This window comes from Brevundimonas huaxiensis (genome assembly GCF_014218725.1).
GTDB lineage: Bacteria > Pseudomonadota > Alphaproteobacteria > Caulobacterales > Caulobacteraceae > Brevundimonas > Brevundimonas huaxiensis.
Genome location: NZ_JABBJE010000002.1, coordinates 250134 through 265395, shown reverse-complemented (window position 1 = coordinate 265395; position 15262 = coordinate 250134). Strand labels below are relative to the sequence as shown.

The window sequence follows — 15262 nt, the reverse complement described above, 5'->3', positions numbered from 1 at the left end:
CGACGACCATGGTCAACCAACTTCGCCCGGCCCTCGTCATGACGGCTCTGTTCACCCTGCTGCTGGGCCTGGCCTATCCGCTGGCCGTCACCGGGATCGCTCAGGTCGCCTTCCCGGACCAGGCCAACGGCAGCCTGGTGCGCGACGCCAGCGGGCGGGTCGTCGGCTCGTCCCTGATCGGCCAGCCTTTCGTCGGCGCGACCTATCTGCATCCGCGCCCGTCGGCGGCGGGCGACGGATATGACGCCGCCGCCTCGTCCGGCTCCAACATGGGGCCGCTGAACCCGGACCTCATCGCGCGCGTCGCCGAAAGCGCCCAGACGATCCGCGCGGAGGACGGCCCCGGCGTCATCCCCGCCGATGCGGTGACGACATCGGGTTCGGGCCTCGACCCGGACGTGTCCCCGGCCTACGCTCGGCTTCAGGCCGCGCGGATCGCCCGCGCCAGAGGCGTTTCCGTGCAACAGGTCCAGAGCATCATCGACGCGCACATCGAGGGGGCCTTCCTCGGCTTCATCGGCCAGCCGCACGTCAATGTGCTGATGACCAACCGCGCGCTGGACGCCCGCTTCGGCGCGGAGGGCTGATTGCCCGAAACGGCGCCCGAAACGCCCGCGACTTCAGCCGTTCCGCGCCGCAAGCGCGGGCGGCTGAAGGTGTTTCTGGGCATGTCGCCCGGCGTGGGCAAGACCTATGAGATGCTGCGCGCCGCACGCCGTCGAAAGGCCGAGGCTGGACGTCGTCGTCGGCGTGGTCGAGACCCACGGCCGCAAGGAGACGATGAGCCTGCTGCGCGGGCTGGACGTCATGCCCCGCGCGCCGATCGAACACCGCGACCGCGCCCTGATGGAGTTCGACCTCGACGGCGCCCTGGCGCGACGGCCCAAGCTGCTGCTGGTCGACGAATACGCCCATTCCAACGCGCCCGGTTCGCGCCATCCCAAGCGCTGGCAGGATGTGGAGGAGCTGCGCGACGCCGGCATCGACGTCTGGACCACGCTGAACATCCAGCATCTGGAAAGCCTGTCCGACGTCATCCTGCGCATCACCGGCGTGCGCCAGCGCGAGGCGGTGCCCGACAGCGCCCTGACCGGCGCCGACGACATCGAGGTCATCGACATCACGCCCGAAGACCTGCGGGCGCGTCTGGCCGAGGGCAAGGTCTATGTGCCCGAAACGGCGCGGGTGGCGTCCGCGAACTTCTTCAAGATCGAGAATCTGACGGCGCTGCGCGAACTGGCCCTGCGACGGGCGGCCCAGACGGTGGACGACCAGCTGTTGACCCACCTGCGCGAACGGGGCGTATCAGGGCCGTGGGCGGCGAACGAGCGGATCCTAGTTCTGGTCGGCGGCGACGCCATGACCGCTTCCCTGGTTCGGACCGGTCGGCGGATGTCGGACATGATGATGGACGCCCCCTGGTCGGTGGCCCATGTCGAGCGGCCCAGCGGATCGCGCGCCGACGCCCGGTCGGCGGGACGGTTGTCAGAAGCCTTCAAGCTGGCCGAGCAGCTGGGCGGACGGCCCGTGACGATCAGCGGCGATGACGTGGTGCGCGCCGTTTTGGACCACGCCCACCGCAACAACGTCACCCAGATCGTCATCGGCAAGACGCGCGGCGGTCGGTTCGCCGAATGGACCGGCCGGGCGCTGGCGACCGAACTGTTGCGAAAGGCGCAAGGCGTCGCCGTCCACGTCGTGACCGAGGGCGACCTGGCTGCGCCCGAACCGGCGTCCAAGTCGGGCGTCCGGGCGGCGCTGGACTGGCGCGGCTATCCGGCCGGGGCGGGGTTCGTCCTGGCGGCGACGGGGGCGGCCCTGTTGCTCGATACCCGGTTCGAGCGGGTCGATCTGGGCGTCATCTATCTGGCGGCGGTGGTGGCGGCGGGGGTGCTGAACGGCCTCAGACCCGCGCTGGCGGCGGCGACCCTGGCCTTTTTGACCTACAACTTTCTGTTCCTCCAGCCGCGCTACAGCTTCCTGATCGGTTCGCCGACCGACTTTTTGACGCTGCTCCTGTTCTGGGGCGTAGCTCTGGGCACCGGCGCCCTGGCGGGGCGAGTGCGCGAACAGGCCAGAGCCGCCCAGCGCCGCGCCGCCGCCGTCTCGGCCCTGTTGGCCGCCAGCCAGACCCTGTCGGCCGGCCAGGATCGCGCGACCACGGCCCGCAGCCTGGCCGAACAGGCCTCCGCCGCCGCCGGCGCGGGCGCCGTCGTCCTGCTGCCCGACGGCGAGGACATTGTGCTGACGGCGGCCAGCCCCGAGGGCGTGACCCTGGCCCCCGACGCCATGGCCGCCGCCCGCTGGGCCTGGACCCACGGCGAGGTGACGGGCCACGGCACCGGCACCCTGCCGCAGACCCACTGGCGGTTTCAGCCCTTGCAGGGCGTGTGCGGCCGGGCCGGCGTCGCGGGCATCGACGCCTCGGCCGTGGCGGCGGGCTCGGACGAGGAACGTCTGGCCATGGCGTTGCTGGACTAGGGCGCCGTGGCGCTGGAGCGCGCGGATCTGGCCGGTCAGGCGCTGGAGACCGAGACCCTGCGCCGCGCCGACCGTTTCCGCGCGGCCTTGATGAACTCGGTCAGTCACGACCTGCGCACGCCCCTGTCCACCGTCCTGGGCTCGGCGACGACCCTGATCGACTATGGCGCGACCCTGAAGCCCGAGGTCCGCGATGACCTGTTGCTCAGCATCCGCGAAGAGGCCGAACGCCTGTCGCGCTATGTCGGCGATCTTTTGGATATGACCCGGCTGGAGGGCGGCGGCCTGAACGTACGCACCGACTGGACCGATGTGCGCGATATCCTGAACACCGCCGCCGACCGGGTGTCGCGCCGCCTGGGCCAACGCAAGGTCACGCGCGATTTTTCGGCCCAACTCAGCATCCCGACCGCCGAGTTGGAACGGGTATTCGACAAGTTCCGCCGCATGGAAGAATCCACCGATCGGGCCAAGGGCGCCGGGCTGGGCCTGGCCATCGCCAAGGGCTTCGTCGAGGCCATGCGCGGCCGCATCGCCGCCGCCAGCCCGATCCAGGACGACGCCGACGGCAGACGCGGCACCCGCATCTTGATCAGCCTGCCCAAGTCCATCGCCACCCACCCGGATCTGCTGTGATGTCCGCCGTTCGCCCCCAGGTTCTGGTCATCGACGACGAGCCGCAGATCCACCGCTTCCTCGCGCCCGCTCTGGACGCCGCCGGCTATGAACCCCGCCGCGCCGACGGCGGTCAGGAGGGCCTGCGCGCCATCGCCCTTTGGAGCCCCGACGCCGTGGTTCTGGACCTCGGCCTGCCCGACATGGACGGCAAGGACGTCCTGACGCGGGCGCGCGACTTCTATCAGGGGCCGATCATCGTCCTGTCCGCCCGCGACCGCGAGGCAGAAAAGATCACGGCCCTGGACCTCGGCGCCAACGACTACGTGGAAAAGCCGTTCGGCGTCGGCGAACTGCTGGCCCGCATCCGCGCCGGTCTGCGTCAGGGCGCGCTGACGCCGGTCGCGGGCGGGGTGGTTACGGCCGGCGATGTCGTCATCGACCTGGACCGCCGCATCGTCACCCGCGCCGGCGAGCGGGTGAAGCTGCGCCCCAAGGAATACGACGTCCTGGCCTACCTCGCCCGCAACGCCGGCAAGGTCCTGGGCCACGCCGACCTGCTCAAGACCATCTGGGGCGCCGGCCACGCCGACGACGTGCAGTATCTCCGCGTCGTCGTCGGCCAACTCCGGCACAAGCTCGAGGCCGACCCGGCCCAGCCCGTCCTGCTCGTGACCGAACCGGGCGTGGGGTACCGACTGGCGGACTGAGGCCTTCGGCGAGAGGGTTCGACACCTTTCCCAATGCAGCCTCATAAAGGCCGGCGCGTTGTCTGCGGAACGCATGTCTGAATCAGGCCCCCTCCCCCCGATCGTTTACCACCCGGCGTACAACGCCGAACTGCCTTCGGGTCATCGCTTTCCGATGCAGAAGTATGCGCGCCTGGTGGAGGTGCTGAGAGAGGAAGGGCTGATCGGACCGGAGGGGCTATGGGAGCCCGAACCTGCGGATTACTCGCTGCTCGCCGCCGTGCACGATCCCGACTATGTGCGCCAGGTGCTGGATGCCTGCGTTCCGCCGAAGGTCGAGCGGGTCATCGGCCTGCCCATCACCCAAAGCGTTGTCAAACGCACGCAGACCGCCGTCGGCGGCACGCTGACGGCGGCCCGTCTCGCCCTACGCCATGGCCTCGCCTGCAACACGGCCGGCGGCAGCCATCATGCCGGCCCCATGGGCGGCGCCGGCTTCTGCGTCTTCAACGACATCGGCGTCGCCGCGCGAGCCCTGATCGATAATGGCGAAGTCGGACAGGTCCTGGTCGTCGATCTGGACGTCCATCAGGGCGATGGAACCGCCTTCATCTTCGAGCACGAGCCCCGCGTCTTCACCTTTTCCATGCATGGCGAAAAGAACTTTCCGGTGCGCAGGGGGCCCAGTGATCTGGATATCGACCTGCCCGACGGAACCGGCGACGCAGCCTATGTCGCTAGGCTCAAAGCCGTTCTGCCCGACCTGCTTCGACGCGTTGCGCCGGATCTCGTCTTCTACATCGCCGGCGTCGATCCGCACGAAAGCGACCGGCTTGGGCGGCTGTCGCTGAGCGACGCGGGCTTGGCTGAGCGCGACGCCTATGTGCTGGAAACCTGTCTGGCGGTCGCGCCGGTCGTCGGCGTCATCGGCGGTGGATACGACCACGACATTGATCGTCTGGCGCGCCGCCATGCGACACTCCACCGCGCGGCCGCCCAGGCCTGGCGGCGCAGTCTGGCCCGGCGGGAGGCTTGATCGTGGCAGACCCGGCGCCGCTCATCATCACCGCAGCCCTGGACGACGGCGCCTTCGACTGGTTCGACGGCTTGCGCCAGGCGCACTTTCCCCGCCACCGCAACGTCGTCCCGGCCCATCTGACCCTGTTCCACGCCCTCCCCGGCGCGCAGGAAGACTTCGTGTTGGAGACGCTGAAGTCTGCGTGTCGGCGACAGGCGCCCATCCGCCTCGATGTGCGCGGCCCGTGGTCCCTGGGGCGTGGCGTGGCCTACCGACTGGCGTCCGCCGATCTGGACCGACTACGTAGACAACTCGCGGAGGCCTTTTCGCCCTGGCTGACCCGGCAGGATCAGGCCCCGTTCCGACCGCACATCACGGTCCAGAACAAGGTCGAGCCTACAGACGCCAAACGGCTGCTTGAGCAGCTCCAACTTGAGTTCGAACCCTTCGACATTCTCGCTGAAGGCCTGCTTGTCTGGCGCTATCTAGGCGGCCCGTGGGAGCCGATTGATCGGATTCCTTTCGAGGGCACGCTGACCCTCGACGATTGGAATGCACCCGACAGTGCGATGGCGACCCCGGCAGGACTCCAACCTGCGACCTCGGCTTTAGGAAAGCCTTGCTCTATGCAGCTGAGCTACGGGGCCACGCCTGACGCCGTAGCGGGTCGGGGCGGCGGGGGGAAGTCGGGGCGGCGAAAAAGTCGGGCGGCGGCTAGACGACTGCGGCGTCGGGCGTTTGTGGTTAAGGGGCATTAACCTACAAGATATCGCGGTGAACAAAGGACGAAACGGGCGATGTCAGCGATTCGGTCCTGATTCGTTTCGTCCTTGTTCCTCAAGAACGGAACGGCCGTTAACCGACGGGCGGGACGTGGGCGGTCAGGGCGCGCAGGCCCTCAAGCAGGCGGTCGGAATCGGCGCTGGTCTGGCCCTGGGCGGCCAGGGTCAGGCGGAGCGCGCGGACGTGAACCTCGACCGAGGGCCATGACCAGCTGCCGGCGTTCTTCATCCGGTCGGCGATCTCGCACAGGCTGAAGGCGGCCTCGAAGAAGGTCGGGACGTCCAGATAGCCGGCCATGTCGACCATGGCGGAGGCGAAGGCGTAGATTTGGTCCGGCGCATCCGAGGGGCGGGTCGCGCACAGGGCCTCGATGGCGTCGACGTTGGCCGTCAGCAGGGTGAAGACATGGTCACGCTGTTCATCCAGCGCCTGGTTGGCGCGCGACTCGGCCTCGATGATCAGACGGCCGCCGGGCCGCGCCATCTGACGCTGGAGCGAGGTGTGGACGCGGCGGACGGTGGAGGGTTTGGGCGCGGCGACAGGCTCGGTCACAGGCTGACCTTCATCGGCTTCATCAGCATGTCGATCTCGTCCTGATCCATGTTTTCCTCGACCGCCTCGCCCAGATCACCGGTCAGGTCGCTTTCGCGACGACCATCGGTGCCGGGAGGCGGCCCATAGTTGTGCACCCGGCGGTCGGGGCCGATGTAGTGTTCGGACTCGACGAAATCCCGGTCCTCGCCGCCCAGCCAGATGATCCGCTTCAGCAGCAGAGACGGCGACAGGGGCTTGGCGACGATGAAGCTGGCGCCGCAGTCGCGGCCTTGGTGGACCTTGGCCTGGGAGGCGTGACCCAGGATCATGATAACGGGCACATAGCGGGTCGGCGTCGGGGCGTCGCGCCGCAGCCAGCGCACGAAGTCATAACCGTCCATGTCCGGCATGATGCAGTCGATCAGGATCAGATCGACCGAGCGGCGCGCCAGCAATTCGACCGCCGCCTGGGCCGAGGCGCATTTGATCTGCTCCTTGCAGCCGAAGCCTTGGACGATGGAACCCAGCATATCCAGCGACGTGGGCTGGTCGTCGATCAGAAGGACCGTCGTGTGCGCCAGATTGACCCGATCGCTCTTGGCCATGGCGTCAGAACAGCATGAGGTCGCCGGCGTCGGCGTTCGATTGCGGGCGATGCTCGCCGGCGGCGGGACGAAGGCGGCCGGCCATGTCGGCCAGCGACAGGCGGCTGACGGCCTCGGACGGACTGGCGCCGCCGCCCAGCATGCGCAGCACGCCGGACAAGGCTTCGAGACGCTGGGTCAGGGCATCCAGGGCCTGGGCCTGGGTCAGGGCGTTAGGCCGTTCCTCGGGCGGGGCGCGGCGGACCAGATCGCTGACCAGGGCCTCGATCCCGTCAATGCCTTCGCGCACCAGCATCAGCTCGTCGGCGACGGCGGCCAGCAGATCGGCGTGTTCGGGAGGGGCGCTCATCTTCAGAACAGTTCCAGGGCGCCGGTGTCGACCGGGGCCATGACGGGCACGGGCTTGGGCGCGACGACGTCGGTGACGGCGCGCTGCAGGGCGCGGCCGGTGACGGGCCAGTAGTGCAGGCGCCGTCCGCCATCGCCGCGCAGACTGCCGCCCACGACGGTAATGCCTTCGTCGCGCAGGAATTTCTCGGCGAAGTCGGCGTTGCTGCGGCCCACGTCGCGCAGGCTGTCGAACATACGGCCGCCACCGAACAGCTTGGCCTCCAGCCGGTCGCGCCGGGCGCCGGCCTTGAGCATGTCGTTGATCAGAAGCTCCATCGCATAGGCGCCGTAGCGACGCCCCGCGTCGGTGCCCGCGCCCGAGCCTTCGGGCAGCAGGAAGTGGTTCATGCCGCCGACGCCCGCCAGCGGATCGCGCACGCACATGGCGACGCAGGACCCCAGGATGGTGCTGAGCACGACGTTGGGATCGGACGTGATGAAGTGCTCGCCCTGACCGACGTGGACGCGCTTTTCGACCGTGTCCTTCAGGGCGGCGAAACTCATGTCAGGGGACCGAAGACGGCTTCCAGCTTGCCCTTCAGCTGGGCGACGGTGAAAGGCTTGACCAGGTAGTTGTTGACGCCGAACTGCACCGCGCGCTGGACCAGCTCGCGGTCGGCGCGGCCCGTCAGCATGATGAAGGCGGTCTTGGAGGTCGGCGGGTGGGCGCGCACGGCGCGCAGCAGGCCTAGGCCGTCCAGGTTCGGCATATTGTAGTCGGAGATGATCAGGTGCGCGGGCTTGGACACGATCTCGCGCAGGGCGATCTCTCCGTCGGCGGCCTCGCGGATCTCGCGCACGCCGAGTTGTTGCAGGCTGGTGCGAACCAGCGAGCGCATCGTCATCTGATCGTCGACGACCAGGCAGTGAAGTGAGGCGGCGGCGGGCATAGGTTACGCTCCCGATTAGGCGACAGACCGCGCAGCCGGATCGGCGCACAGTTCGAGAATGGCGGTGGACAGGCGGTGCAGCGGCAACTGCCGCTCCACGGCGCCGATTTCATAGGCGGCCTTGGGCATGCCGTAGACGACGCAGGTCGCCTCGTCCTGACCCAGGGTGCGGCCGCCGGCCTGGCGCATGGCCAGCAGGCCCTTGGCGCCGTCGCGGCCCATGCCGGTCAGGATGACGCCGGTCATCGGACGCTTCAGCCGGGCGACGGAGTCGAACATCACATCGACCGACGGACGGTGGCCGTTGACGGGATCGCTGGCGATCAGGCGGCAACGGGGCGTCAGGCCGCCCGAGACCTCAAGATGGGTTGCGCCGCCGGGGGCCAGATAGATGTGGCCGGCCTTCAGCGGGGCCCCGTCCACCGCCTCGGTCACGGTCGGGGCGCAGGCGCGGTCCAGACGGGCGGCGAAGCTGGCGGTGAAGGTCGCCGGCATATGCTGGGTGATGACGGTCGCGGGGCAGTCCAGAGGGAAGCCGCTGAGCACGGTCAGCAGAGCCTCGACCCCGCCGGTGGAAGAACCGATGGCGAGGATCTGATTGGGGTCGGCGTGATAGGCGCGCGGCGCCTCGGCGGCGCCGGGCGTATCGCCGCGGGCGCGGACGCGCGAACGGGCGGCCGTCTTCACCTTGCCGATCAGGTCGTGGAAGGCGTCGACGCTGGCCACCGCTGGCTTGGCCACAGCATCCACGGCGCCGATCTCGAGCGCGGCGAGCGTGACGTCCGTGCCCGCCGCCGTCAGGGTCGAGACCATGACCACCGGCATGGGTCGCAGCCGCATGATCTTTTCTAGGAACTCCAAGCCGTTCATGTTGGGCATTTCGACGTCGAGCGTAATGACGTCGGGGTTCAGGGCCTTGATCGCGGCGCGGGCCTCGATGGGATCGGCGGCGGTGCCGACGACCTCGATCTCAGGATCCGACTTCAGGGCAGCCGAGATCAGCCCGCGCATGGTCAGGCTGTCGTCGACGACGAGGACGCGGACGGGGCTCATGCGCCACCCAGGCGATAGGTGGTCAGGCCGGCGGTCTGAAGCTGGCTGGTCGCCGGGCCGGAGACGCGTTCGGAGTGACCGATGTAGAGGGTCGCGCCGGGGTTCATCAGCGGGGTGAACCGCTTCCACACCCGCTCCTGGGTCGCGTCGTCAAAGTAGATGACGACGTTGCGGCAGAAGATGACGTCGAACTTGCCCTTCATGGGCCAGTCGCCGATCAGGTTCAGCTCCTTGAAGCTGACCAGGCGCTTCAGCTGCGCGCCCGCGACCCACTGGCCGCGATCGGCGCGGTCGAAATATTTGCGCCACAGCGTGACAGGCGCGAGCTCCAGCGCCTCTTCGGAATAGACGCCGTCGTGGCCCTGGGCGACCATGTTGGGATCGATGTCGGTGGCCAGGATACGCACATCCAGCTCGGCCGCCTCGGGCAGGGCCTGAAGCACGGTCAGCGCCATCGAATAGGGCTCCTGCCCGTTCGAACAGGCCGCCGACCACAGACGGACCCGGCCGCCGGCGCGGGCGCGCGCCGCCAGTTCGGGCATGACCCGGTCGCGCAGGTCGTCGAAATGGTGCGGCTCGCGATAGAAGCGGGTGACGTTGGTGGTCAGGGCCGCCGTCATCTTCTGGCGCTCGTCCACGCCGTCCACGCCCTCGACCAGGGCGCAGTAGTCGCGGAAGCTGGTCAGACCCAGGGTGCGCAGACGCTTGGCCAGGCGCGAATACACGAGCGCGGCCTTGCCCTCGTTCAGAGCGATGCCCGCATGGGCGTGCAGCATCTGGGCGATGTGGCGGAAATCCTCGGCGGTGAAGACGAACTCGCCCTCGACGATGGATCCCCGGCCGGCGGCGGCGGTCATGCGGCTTCGGCCTCGACTTGCGGCAGGATGTAATCCAGTTCGATCAGGCTGATCATGCGGCCGTCGATCGAAAAGATACCCTTGACGAAGGTCTTGACCTGATCGCTGGCGACGTCGGGCGTCGGCTGGACCGAGGCCTCGCTCATCTGCAGGATGTCGGACACGGCGTCGACCAGCAGGCCGACCATGCGGCCGCCGATATGGGCCACCATGATGACGTGACGCGCCGTCGGTTCCGAGGTCGTCAGACCGAAGCGCGCGCCCAGGTCGATGATCGGCAGGACCGTGCCGCGCAGGTTGATGACGCCCTTCATATATCCCGGCGAACGGGGCAGAGGCGTCGCCGGCGTCCAGCCGCGGATTTCGCGCACCGACATGATGTCGACGCAGAATTCCTGACTGCCGATGCGGAAGGCGATCAGTTCACGCTGGAGATCTTTGGCTTCGGTCATGGTTCAGCTCGCGAGCTTGAAGTCGGGACGGACGGATTTGCGGCGCATGTCGGTGACCAGCACGTCGACATCCAGGATCAGGGCGACGCGGCCATCGCCCAGAATGGTGGCGGCGGCGACGCCCTCCACCTGCTGGTAGTTGGTTTCCAGGCTCTTGATGACCACCTGGCGCTGGCCCTGGATGGCGTCGAACAGCAGGGCCGCCTGTTGGCCGCCTTCGGTTTCGACGACCACGGCGACGCCTTCGGTCGGGTTCATCGGCTGTTCGCGGAAGCCCATGATCAGGGCCACGTCGATCAGCGGCAGGAAGCGGTCGCGGAAGCGGATGACGGGATCCACGCCGCCGACGAAATGCAGGTCGACGGCTTGGGGGGTCAGGCTCTCGACGATGGCCGGCAGCGGCGCGATCAGCGTCTGTTCGGCGGCGGCGACGACCATGCCGTCCAGCACCGCCAGCGTCAGCGGCAGGCTGAGGGTGAAGGTCGAGCCCTTGCCGGGCACAGAGCTGATGGAGATGCGGCCGCCCAGGGCCTGGATCGAGCGTTTGACCACGTCCATGCCCACGCCCCGGCCCGAGATGTCGGACACGACGGCGGCGGTGGAGAAGCCCGGCGCGAAGATCAGATTGTCGATCTGCTCGTCGGTCAGGGGCGCGTCGGCGGCGATCAGACCCTTGTCGATGGCGATCTTCTTGACCCGTTCGCGATTGATGCCGCGGCCGTCGTCGGAGATTTCGATGACGATCCGACCCGAGCGGTGCAGGGCCGCGAGACGCACCGTGCCCTCGGCCGGCTTGCCGGCGGCGACGCGCTCTTCGGGCGTTTCCAGCCCGTGGTCGATGGCGTTGCGCAGCATATGGGTGATGGGCTCGGCCAGGCGTTCGACCACGGTCTTGTCGACCTCGGTGTCCTCGCCGGCCGTGACCAGACGGACCTGTTTGGAGACCATGTCGGCGACTTCGCGGACCAGGCGCGGCATGCGCTGGAACACCGACTTCACCGGCTGGGCGCGGATGGCCATGACACTGTCCTGGATCTCGCGGGTCAGCAGTTCCAGGTCTTCGAGGCCGAGCGCGATGCCCGAGGAGCGGGCCAGGCCGCTTTCCAGCACACGTTGCGACAGCATGGCCTGCTGGATGACCAGTTCGCCGACGACGTTGATCAGGCGATCAACCCGATCAAGATCGACGCGGATCGTCACCGGCGCAGGCGCGACAGGGGCAGAAGCCGGCGCGGGCGTCGCCGTCACGGGTGCGGCGACAGGGACAGCCGGAGGCTCGACAGTGGGCGCAGCGGCGATCGGCGCCGGCTCGGGCTCTAGGGGAGCGAACGGTACGACCTCGGCCGCCGGCTCGGCGGCGGCGCCGGAAGCCTTGGCCAACAGGGCGGCGATATCCAGATCGTCGCTGGCAGGCAGGACGGCGGCCGGTTCGTCGTCGAACGCAGCGAGTTCGTCACCGCCGGCGCCCAGAGGTGTGATGGTCAGGTCGCAGTCGCTTTCGACGAAATCGAAGACCTCGCGCACGGCCGCCTCATCGACGGCGGCGGCCAGATCGACCGTCCAGGTCAGGCAGCCGTCCTCGATCGACAGCGCGTCCAGCGTCGGCGTCTCGCTGTCGTCCACGACGACCGTGACCGGGCCGAGACGACCCAGCTCGCGCAGCAGCAGGCTGGTCTCGTTGGCGTTCACGTACATCCGGCCCATCGGCTTGAACACGATGCGCCAACCGACCGACGGCGCGTCGGCGCCCAGGTCGGCGCCCAGATCGGCGATGAGCAGGGGCGCAGGCTCGTCCAGCGCCATGTCGAAGGCCATGGGGGTGAAGCCGAAGTCGTCTTCGTCTTCCTCGACGTCGACCGGCGCCTCGCCGCCGTGGGTCAGGACCTGCATTTCGGCGACCAGGGCGGCGGAACGCGCCTCGTCCACCGGCGGGATCAACCCTTGCGCGGCCTGAATGTGATCGGCCAGCACGTCGGAGGCGCGCAGCAGGGTCTTGATGGTGATCGCGTCGCACGGCTTACGGCCCGCGCGCAGTTCGTCCATCAGGGTCTCGAAGACGTGGGCGAACCGGACCAGGGCCTCCAGGCCGAAGGCCCCTGCCCCGCCCTTGACCGAATGGACGGCGCGGAAGACGGCGTTGATCGTCTCCAGGTCGGTCTGACCCTGTTCAAGCAGCATCAGCTTGGCTTCCAGGTCCGCGAGCAGTTCGTCGCATTCCTGGAAGAAGGTGGCTTTGATGGCTTCGAAGGCGTCCATTAGGTCGGGGTCCGGCGGGCTTCAGCGATCAGAGTTAGGCGATCAAGCGGCGACGCGGCGGACGGCGTCCACCAGCTTTGCGGGGTCGAACGGCTTGACGATCCAGCCGGTGGCGCCGGCGGCGCGGGCGCGCGCCTTCTTCTCGACGTCGCTTTCGGTCGTCAGCACCAGCACCGGGGTCGTGCGGTGGTTCGGATCGGCGCGCACGCCCTCGATGACGCCGAAGCCGTCCATGCGCGGCATGTTGATATCGGTGATGATGACATCGGCGCCCTTGGACGCCAGGGTCTCCAGACCGTCCACGCCGTCCACCGCCTGGATCACGGTATAGCCCGCGTCTTCCAGCGCCATCAGCAGCATGTCGCGCATGGTGCGTGAATCGTCGATCGTCAGAACGGTCTTGGTCATGCCAACGCCCCCTCGGTGTTGAAGTCCGGCGCGCCGTAGGCCGCCCATTGTTCCGTCCAATATTGGGACACAGACCCTAAACTTAGGTTGACGCCGTCGGCCGCCCACGTCTTTCGCGCCGACAGCAGGATCTGCAGGCACAGGCCGCCCAGGCGCTGGACCGCGGAGGCGTCTAGGACCACCGGATGACCGCGCAGGGCCAGCAGTTCGGCCTTCAAGGGCTCGGCCGCATTCAGGTCCAGCACGTCGGACAGGATCAGGGTTTCGGTCATCAGAACTCCTCCCAACCGTCTTCGACGGCGGCGGCTTGAGGCTTGGGTGCGGCGCCGCCACGGCCGATAGTCTTCAGCGCGGCCACCATGTGGCTGGAGCGGGCAGCGGGCTTGGCGACGGGCGCAGGGGTCCGAACCGGCGCAGGCGCAGCGGCGCGCGGCGACGAGGCGCCGACGCGGAACTGGGCCACCGAGGCTTTCAGGCTCTCGGCCTCCTGAGCCAGCGAATGGCTGGCGGCGGTGGACTGCTCGACCATGGCCGCGTTCTGCTGGGTGACCTGGTCCATCTGGTTCACGGCGGTGTTGACCTGGGCCAGACCGACGGCCTGTTCCTGGGCCGAGGCCGCGATTTCGGTCACCAGGCTGTCGATCTCGGCGACACGGTCCACGATCCGTTGCAGGGCCTCGCCGGTCTCGCCGACCAGTTTGACGCCCGAGCCAACCTGACCGGTCGAGGCCGAGATCAGGGTCTTGATCTCCTTGGCGGCCTCGGCCGACCGCTGGGCCAGGGCGCGAACTTCCGAGGCGACGACGGCGAAGCCACGACCGGCCTCGCCGGCGCGCGCGGCCTCTACGCCCGCGTTCAGGGCCAGAAGGTTGGTCTGGAAAGCGATTTCATCGATCACGCCGATGATCTGATTGATCTGGTTGGACGAGCCTTCGATGGCGGTCATGGCCTGGACGGCGTCGCGGACGATGATGCCGCTCTTTTCGGCGTCGCCGCGCGCGGCCTGAACCACGTCGGAGGCTTGGCGGGCGCCCGAGGCGGTCTTGTTCACCGTGGCGGTGATTTCATCCAGGGCCGCAGCAGTTTCCTCCAGCGAGGCGGCCTGCTGTTCGGTGCGGCGCGAAAGATCGTCCGCGGCCTGCGAGATTTCGCCGGCGCCCGAGCGGATGCCCGAGACATTGTTGACCACGACCGAGACGGCCTGTTGCAGCTGGGAGATCGCAGCGTTGAAGTCGGTTTTCAGCTGAGCGGACTTGGCGCTGAATTCGATGTCGATGCGGTGGGTGAGATCGCCGTTCGACATGGCCGACAGGCCCTGGCCCAAGGCTGCGATGGCCCGGGCGTCCTCGGCGGCCTCGCGCGCCTTTTCGGCCTCGCGTTCGGCGCGTTCCTGCTCGGACATCGAGCGCTGCGACAGCGCGTCCTGCTCGACGCGGACCTTTTCGATCGCGGCGTCGCGGAAGGCCACGATGGCCTGACCCATCCTGCCGAACTCATCTTTGCGCTCGGCGCTGGCGACCTTGATGTCGGTGTCGCCGGCCATCAGCTTTTGCATATAGCCGATCATCGTGAAGATCGGGCGCACGATGGAGCGCGTTGCGACGAAACCGGCGATGACGGCGATCACCAAGGCCGAGATCAGGCCTACGATCGTGGCGATCAGCGCGGTGCGGCTGGCGGCGGCCTGAGCCTCGGTCGAGGCCTTGCGCGCCACATCGTTGGCGCTCTTGATCTGGTCGATCGTGTCTTCGACCGGCGCGACGTAGTTGTCGGCCGTTCCGTTGCGGCCGACCATTTGAACGGCCTGGGCCGCGCGACCGTCGCGCACCATCGCAGAACCGGCTTCCACGACATTCTTGTACCAGGTCGCATTGCCTTCCACGGCCTTGTCAACCAGGGCGGCGCGGTCGGCGGGAAGTTCGCCGCGCAGCTCGTCCATGGCCGCCAGGAACTTGGCGCGGTGCGCATCGACGCGTTCAATGTAGTAGGGATCCTGAGACAGGAGGTAGCCACGGAAGGCGTTCTCCTGGCGGGCCATGTAGAACTCGGCCGTCGCCGTGGTGCGATTGACCTGGTTTTCCACCGTGCGCACTTCGCCGGCCTTCTCCAACTGGAGCAGGCTGGTGACGACGACGACGCCCATAACGGCGATCGCCGCCAGAACGAGACCAAAGGCCGCGAACAGCTTGCGGCCGACGGGCATATTTTCAATCAACTTCAACTCAGCATCC

At 68.2% G+C, this 15262-nt stretch carries 15 protein-coding genes, 1 tRNA gene and 2 pseudogenes; 5 read left to right on the top strand and 13 right to left on the bottom strand.

What is annotated here, in order from left to right:
* The first annotated feature begins 8 nt into the window (after positions 1-8).
* The 5 genes and pseudogenes from kdpC to HF680_RS06470 all read left to right on the top strand — a co-directional run.
* Positions 9-587, top strand: a complete 579-nt coding sequence (kdpC, locus tag HF680_RS06490; protein ID WP_185224469.1) for a K(+)-transporting ATPase subunit C — start codon at positions 9-11, stop codon at positions 585-587.
* Positions 588-3117 (top strand): annotated as a pseudogene (locus HF680_RS06485) (DUF4118 domain-containing protein).
* Positions 3117-3806, top strand: coding sequence for a response regulator (locus tag HF680_RS06480; RefSeq protein WP_185224468.1), 690 nt, complete (start codon positions 3117-3119; stop codon positions 3804-3806). Before HF680_RS06485 ends, HF680_RS06480 begins: the two are co-directional and overlap by 1 nt.
* A gap of 73 nt (positions 3807-3879) precedes the next feature.
* A complete protein-coding gene (locus tag HF680_RS06475) occupies positions 3880-4821 on the top strand; it encodes a histone deacetylase family protein (RefSeq protein ID WP_185224467.1) in 942 nt (313 codons plus the stop codon).
* A 2-nt stretch (positions 4822-4823) separates the two neighbouring features.
* A pseudogene (locus HF680_RS06470) lies at positions 4824-5285 on the top strand (2'-5' RNA ligase family protein); the annotation flags it as partial.
* An 88-nt stretch (positions 5286-5373) separates the two neighbouring features.
* Here the strand turns inward: HF680_RS06470 and HF680_RS06465 are convergent.
* From HF680_RS06465 to HF680_RS06405, 13 genes are all read right to left on the bottom strand, one after another.
* Positions 5374-5450: transfer RNA gene (locus HF680_RS06465), tRNA-Arg, on the bottom strand.
* Between the two features lie 208 nt (positions 5451-5658).
* Positions 5659-6138, bottom strand: coding sequence for a hypothetical protein (locus HF680_RS06460; protein WP_185224466.1), 480 nt, complete (start codon positions 6136-6138; stop codon positions 5659-5661).
* Positions 6135-6725, bottom strand: coding sequence for a response regulator (locus HF680_RS06455; RefSeq protein ID WP_045811566.1), 591 nt, complete (start codon positions 6723-6725; stop codon positions 6135-6137). The genes HF680_RS06460 and HF680_RS06455 overlap by 4 nt, the downstream gene beginning before the upstream one ends.
* A 4-nt stretch (positions 6726-6729) precedes the next feature.
* Complete coding sequence (locus HF680_RS06450; protein ID WP_045811565.1) at positions 6730-7074, bottom strand: hypothetical protein; 345 nt, start codon at positions 7072-7074, stop codon at positions 6730-6732.
* Positions 7075-7076: 2 nt separating this feature from the next.
* A complete protein-coding gene (locus HF680_RS06445) occupies positions 7077-7619 on the bottom strand; it encodes a chemotaxis protein CheD (RefSeq protein WP_185224465.1) in 543 nt (180 codons plus the stop codon).
* Positions 7616-8005: a response regulator gene (locus tag HF680_RS06440; protein ID WP_039246211.1), complete on the bottom strand. Its 390-nt coding sequence runs from the start codon at positions 8003-8005 to the stop codon at positions 7616-7618. Before HF680_RS06440 ends, HF680_RS06445 begins: the two co-directional genes overlap by 4 nt.
* Before the next feature lie 15 nt (positions 8006-8020).
* Positions 8021-9058, bottom strand: a complete 1038-nt coding sequence (locus HF680_RS06435) for a protein-glutamate methylesterase/protein-glutamine glutaminase (protein ID WP_185224464.1) — start codon at positions 9056-9058, stop codon at positions 8021-8023.
* Positions 9055-9915 (bottom strand): CheR family methyltransferase, encoded by an 861-nt coding sequence (locus HF680_RS06430; protein WP_185224463.1) that lies wholly within the window; start codon positions 9913-9915, stop codon positions 9055-9057. The genes HF680_RS06435 and HF680_RS06430 overlap by 4 nt, the downstream gene beginning before the upstream one ends.
* A complete protein-coding gene (locus tag HF680_RS06425; protein ID WP_039246217.1) occupies positions 9912-10367 on the bottom strand; it encodes a chemotaxis protein CheW in 456 nt (151 codons plus the stop codon). The genes HF680_RS06430 and HF680_RS06425 overlap by 4 nt, the downstream gene beginning before the upstream one ends.
* Before the next feature lie 3 nt (positions 10368-10370).
* Positions 10371-12623 (bottom strand): chemotaxis protein CheA, encoded by a 2253-nt coding sequence (locus tag HF680_RS06420; RefSeq protein WP_185224462.1) that lies wholly within the window; start codon positions 12621-12623, stop codon positions 10371-10373.
* 42 nt (positions 12624-12665) lie between these two features.
* On the bottom strand, positions 12666-13031 hold the full coding sequence (locus HF680_RS06415) for a response regulator (RefSeq protein ID WP_039246220.1): 366 nt from the start codon (positions 13029-13031) through the stop codon (positions 12666-12668).
* The gene (locus HF680_RS06410) at positions 13028-13303 is read right to left on the bottom strand and encodes an STAS domain-containing protein (protein ID WP_039246221.1); all 276 of its coding nucleotides are present in this window, start codon (positions 13301-13303) and stop codon (positions 13028-13030) included. Before HF680_RS06410 ends, HF680_RS06415 begins: the two co-directional genes overlap by 4 nt.
* The gene (locus HF680_RS06405; protein WP_185224461.1) at positions 13303-15234 is read right to left on the bottom strand and encodes a methyl-accepting chemotaxis protein; all 1932 of its coding nucleotides are present in this window, start codon (positions 15232-15234) and stop codon (positions 13303-13305) included. The genes HF680_RS06410 and HF680_RS06405 overlap by 1 nt, the downstream gene beginning before the upstream one ends.
* Positions 15235-15262 lie beyond the last annotated feature (28 nt).

Excerpts from the sequence above, each read along its gene's own strand:
- kdpC (WP_185224469.1), top strand. The coding sequence starts at position 9 with ATGGTCAACCAACTTCGCCCGGCCCTCGTCATGACGGCTCTGTTCACC.
- HF680_RS06480 (WP_185224468.1), top strand. The coding sequence starts at position 3,117 with ATGTCCGCCGTTCGCCCCCAGGTTCTGGTCATCGACGACGAGCCGCAG.
- HF680_RS06475 (WP_185224467.1), top strand. The coding sequence starts at position 3,880 with ATGTCTGAATCAGGCCCCCTCCCCCCGATCGTTTACCACCCGGCGTAC.
- HF680_RS06455 (WP_045811566.1), bottom strand. The coding sequence starts at position 6,725 with ATGGCCAAGAGCGATCGGGTCAATCTGGCGCACACGACGGTCCTTCTG.
- HF680_RS06450 (WP_045811565.1), bottom strand. The coding sequence starts at position 7,074 with ATGAGCGCCCCTCCCGAACACGCCGATCTGCTGGCCGCCGTCGCCGAC.
- HF680_RS06445 (WP_185224465.1), bottom strand. The coding sequence starts at position 7,619 with ATGAGTTTCGCCGCCCTGAAGGACACGGTCGAAAAGCGCGTCCACGTC.
- HF680_RS06440 (WP_039246211.1), bottom strand. The coding sequence starts at position 8,005 with ATGCCCGCCGCCGCCTCACTTCACTGCCTGGTCGTCGACGATCAGATG.
- HF680_RS06435 (WP_185224464.1), bottom strand. The coding sequence starts at position 9,058 with ATGAGCCCCGTCCGCGTCCTCGTCGTCGACGACAGCCTGACCATGCGC.
- HF680_RS06430 (WP_185224463.1), bottom strand. The coding sequence starts at position 9,915 with ATGACCGCCGCCGCCGGCCGGGGATCCATCGTCGAGGGCGAGTTCGTC.
- HF680_RS06425 (WP_039246217.1), bottom strand. The coding sequence starts at position 10,367 with ATGACCGAAGCCAAAGATCTCCAGCGTGAACTGATCGCCTTCCGCATC.
- HF680_RS06420 (WP_185224462.1), bottom strand. The coding sequence starts at position 12,623 with ATGGACGCCTTCGAAGCCATCAAAGCCACCTTCTTCCAGGAATGCGAC.
- HF680_RS06415 (WP_039246220.1), bottom strand. The coding sequence starts at position 13,031 with ATGACCAAGACCGTTCTGACGATCGACGATTCACGCACCATGCGCGAC.
- HF680_RS06410 (WP_039246221.1), bottom strand. The coding sequence starts at position 13,303 with ATGACCGAAACCCTGATCCTGTCCGACGTGCTGGACCTGAATGCGGCC.
- HF680_RS06405 (WP_185224461.1), bottom strand. The coding sequence starts at position 15,234 with ATGCCCGTCGGCCGCAAGCTGTTCGCGGCCTTTGGTCTCGTTCTGGCG.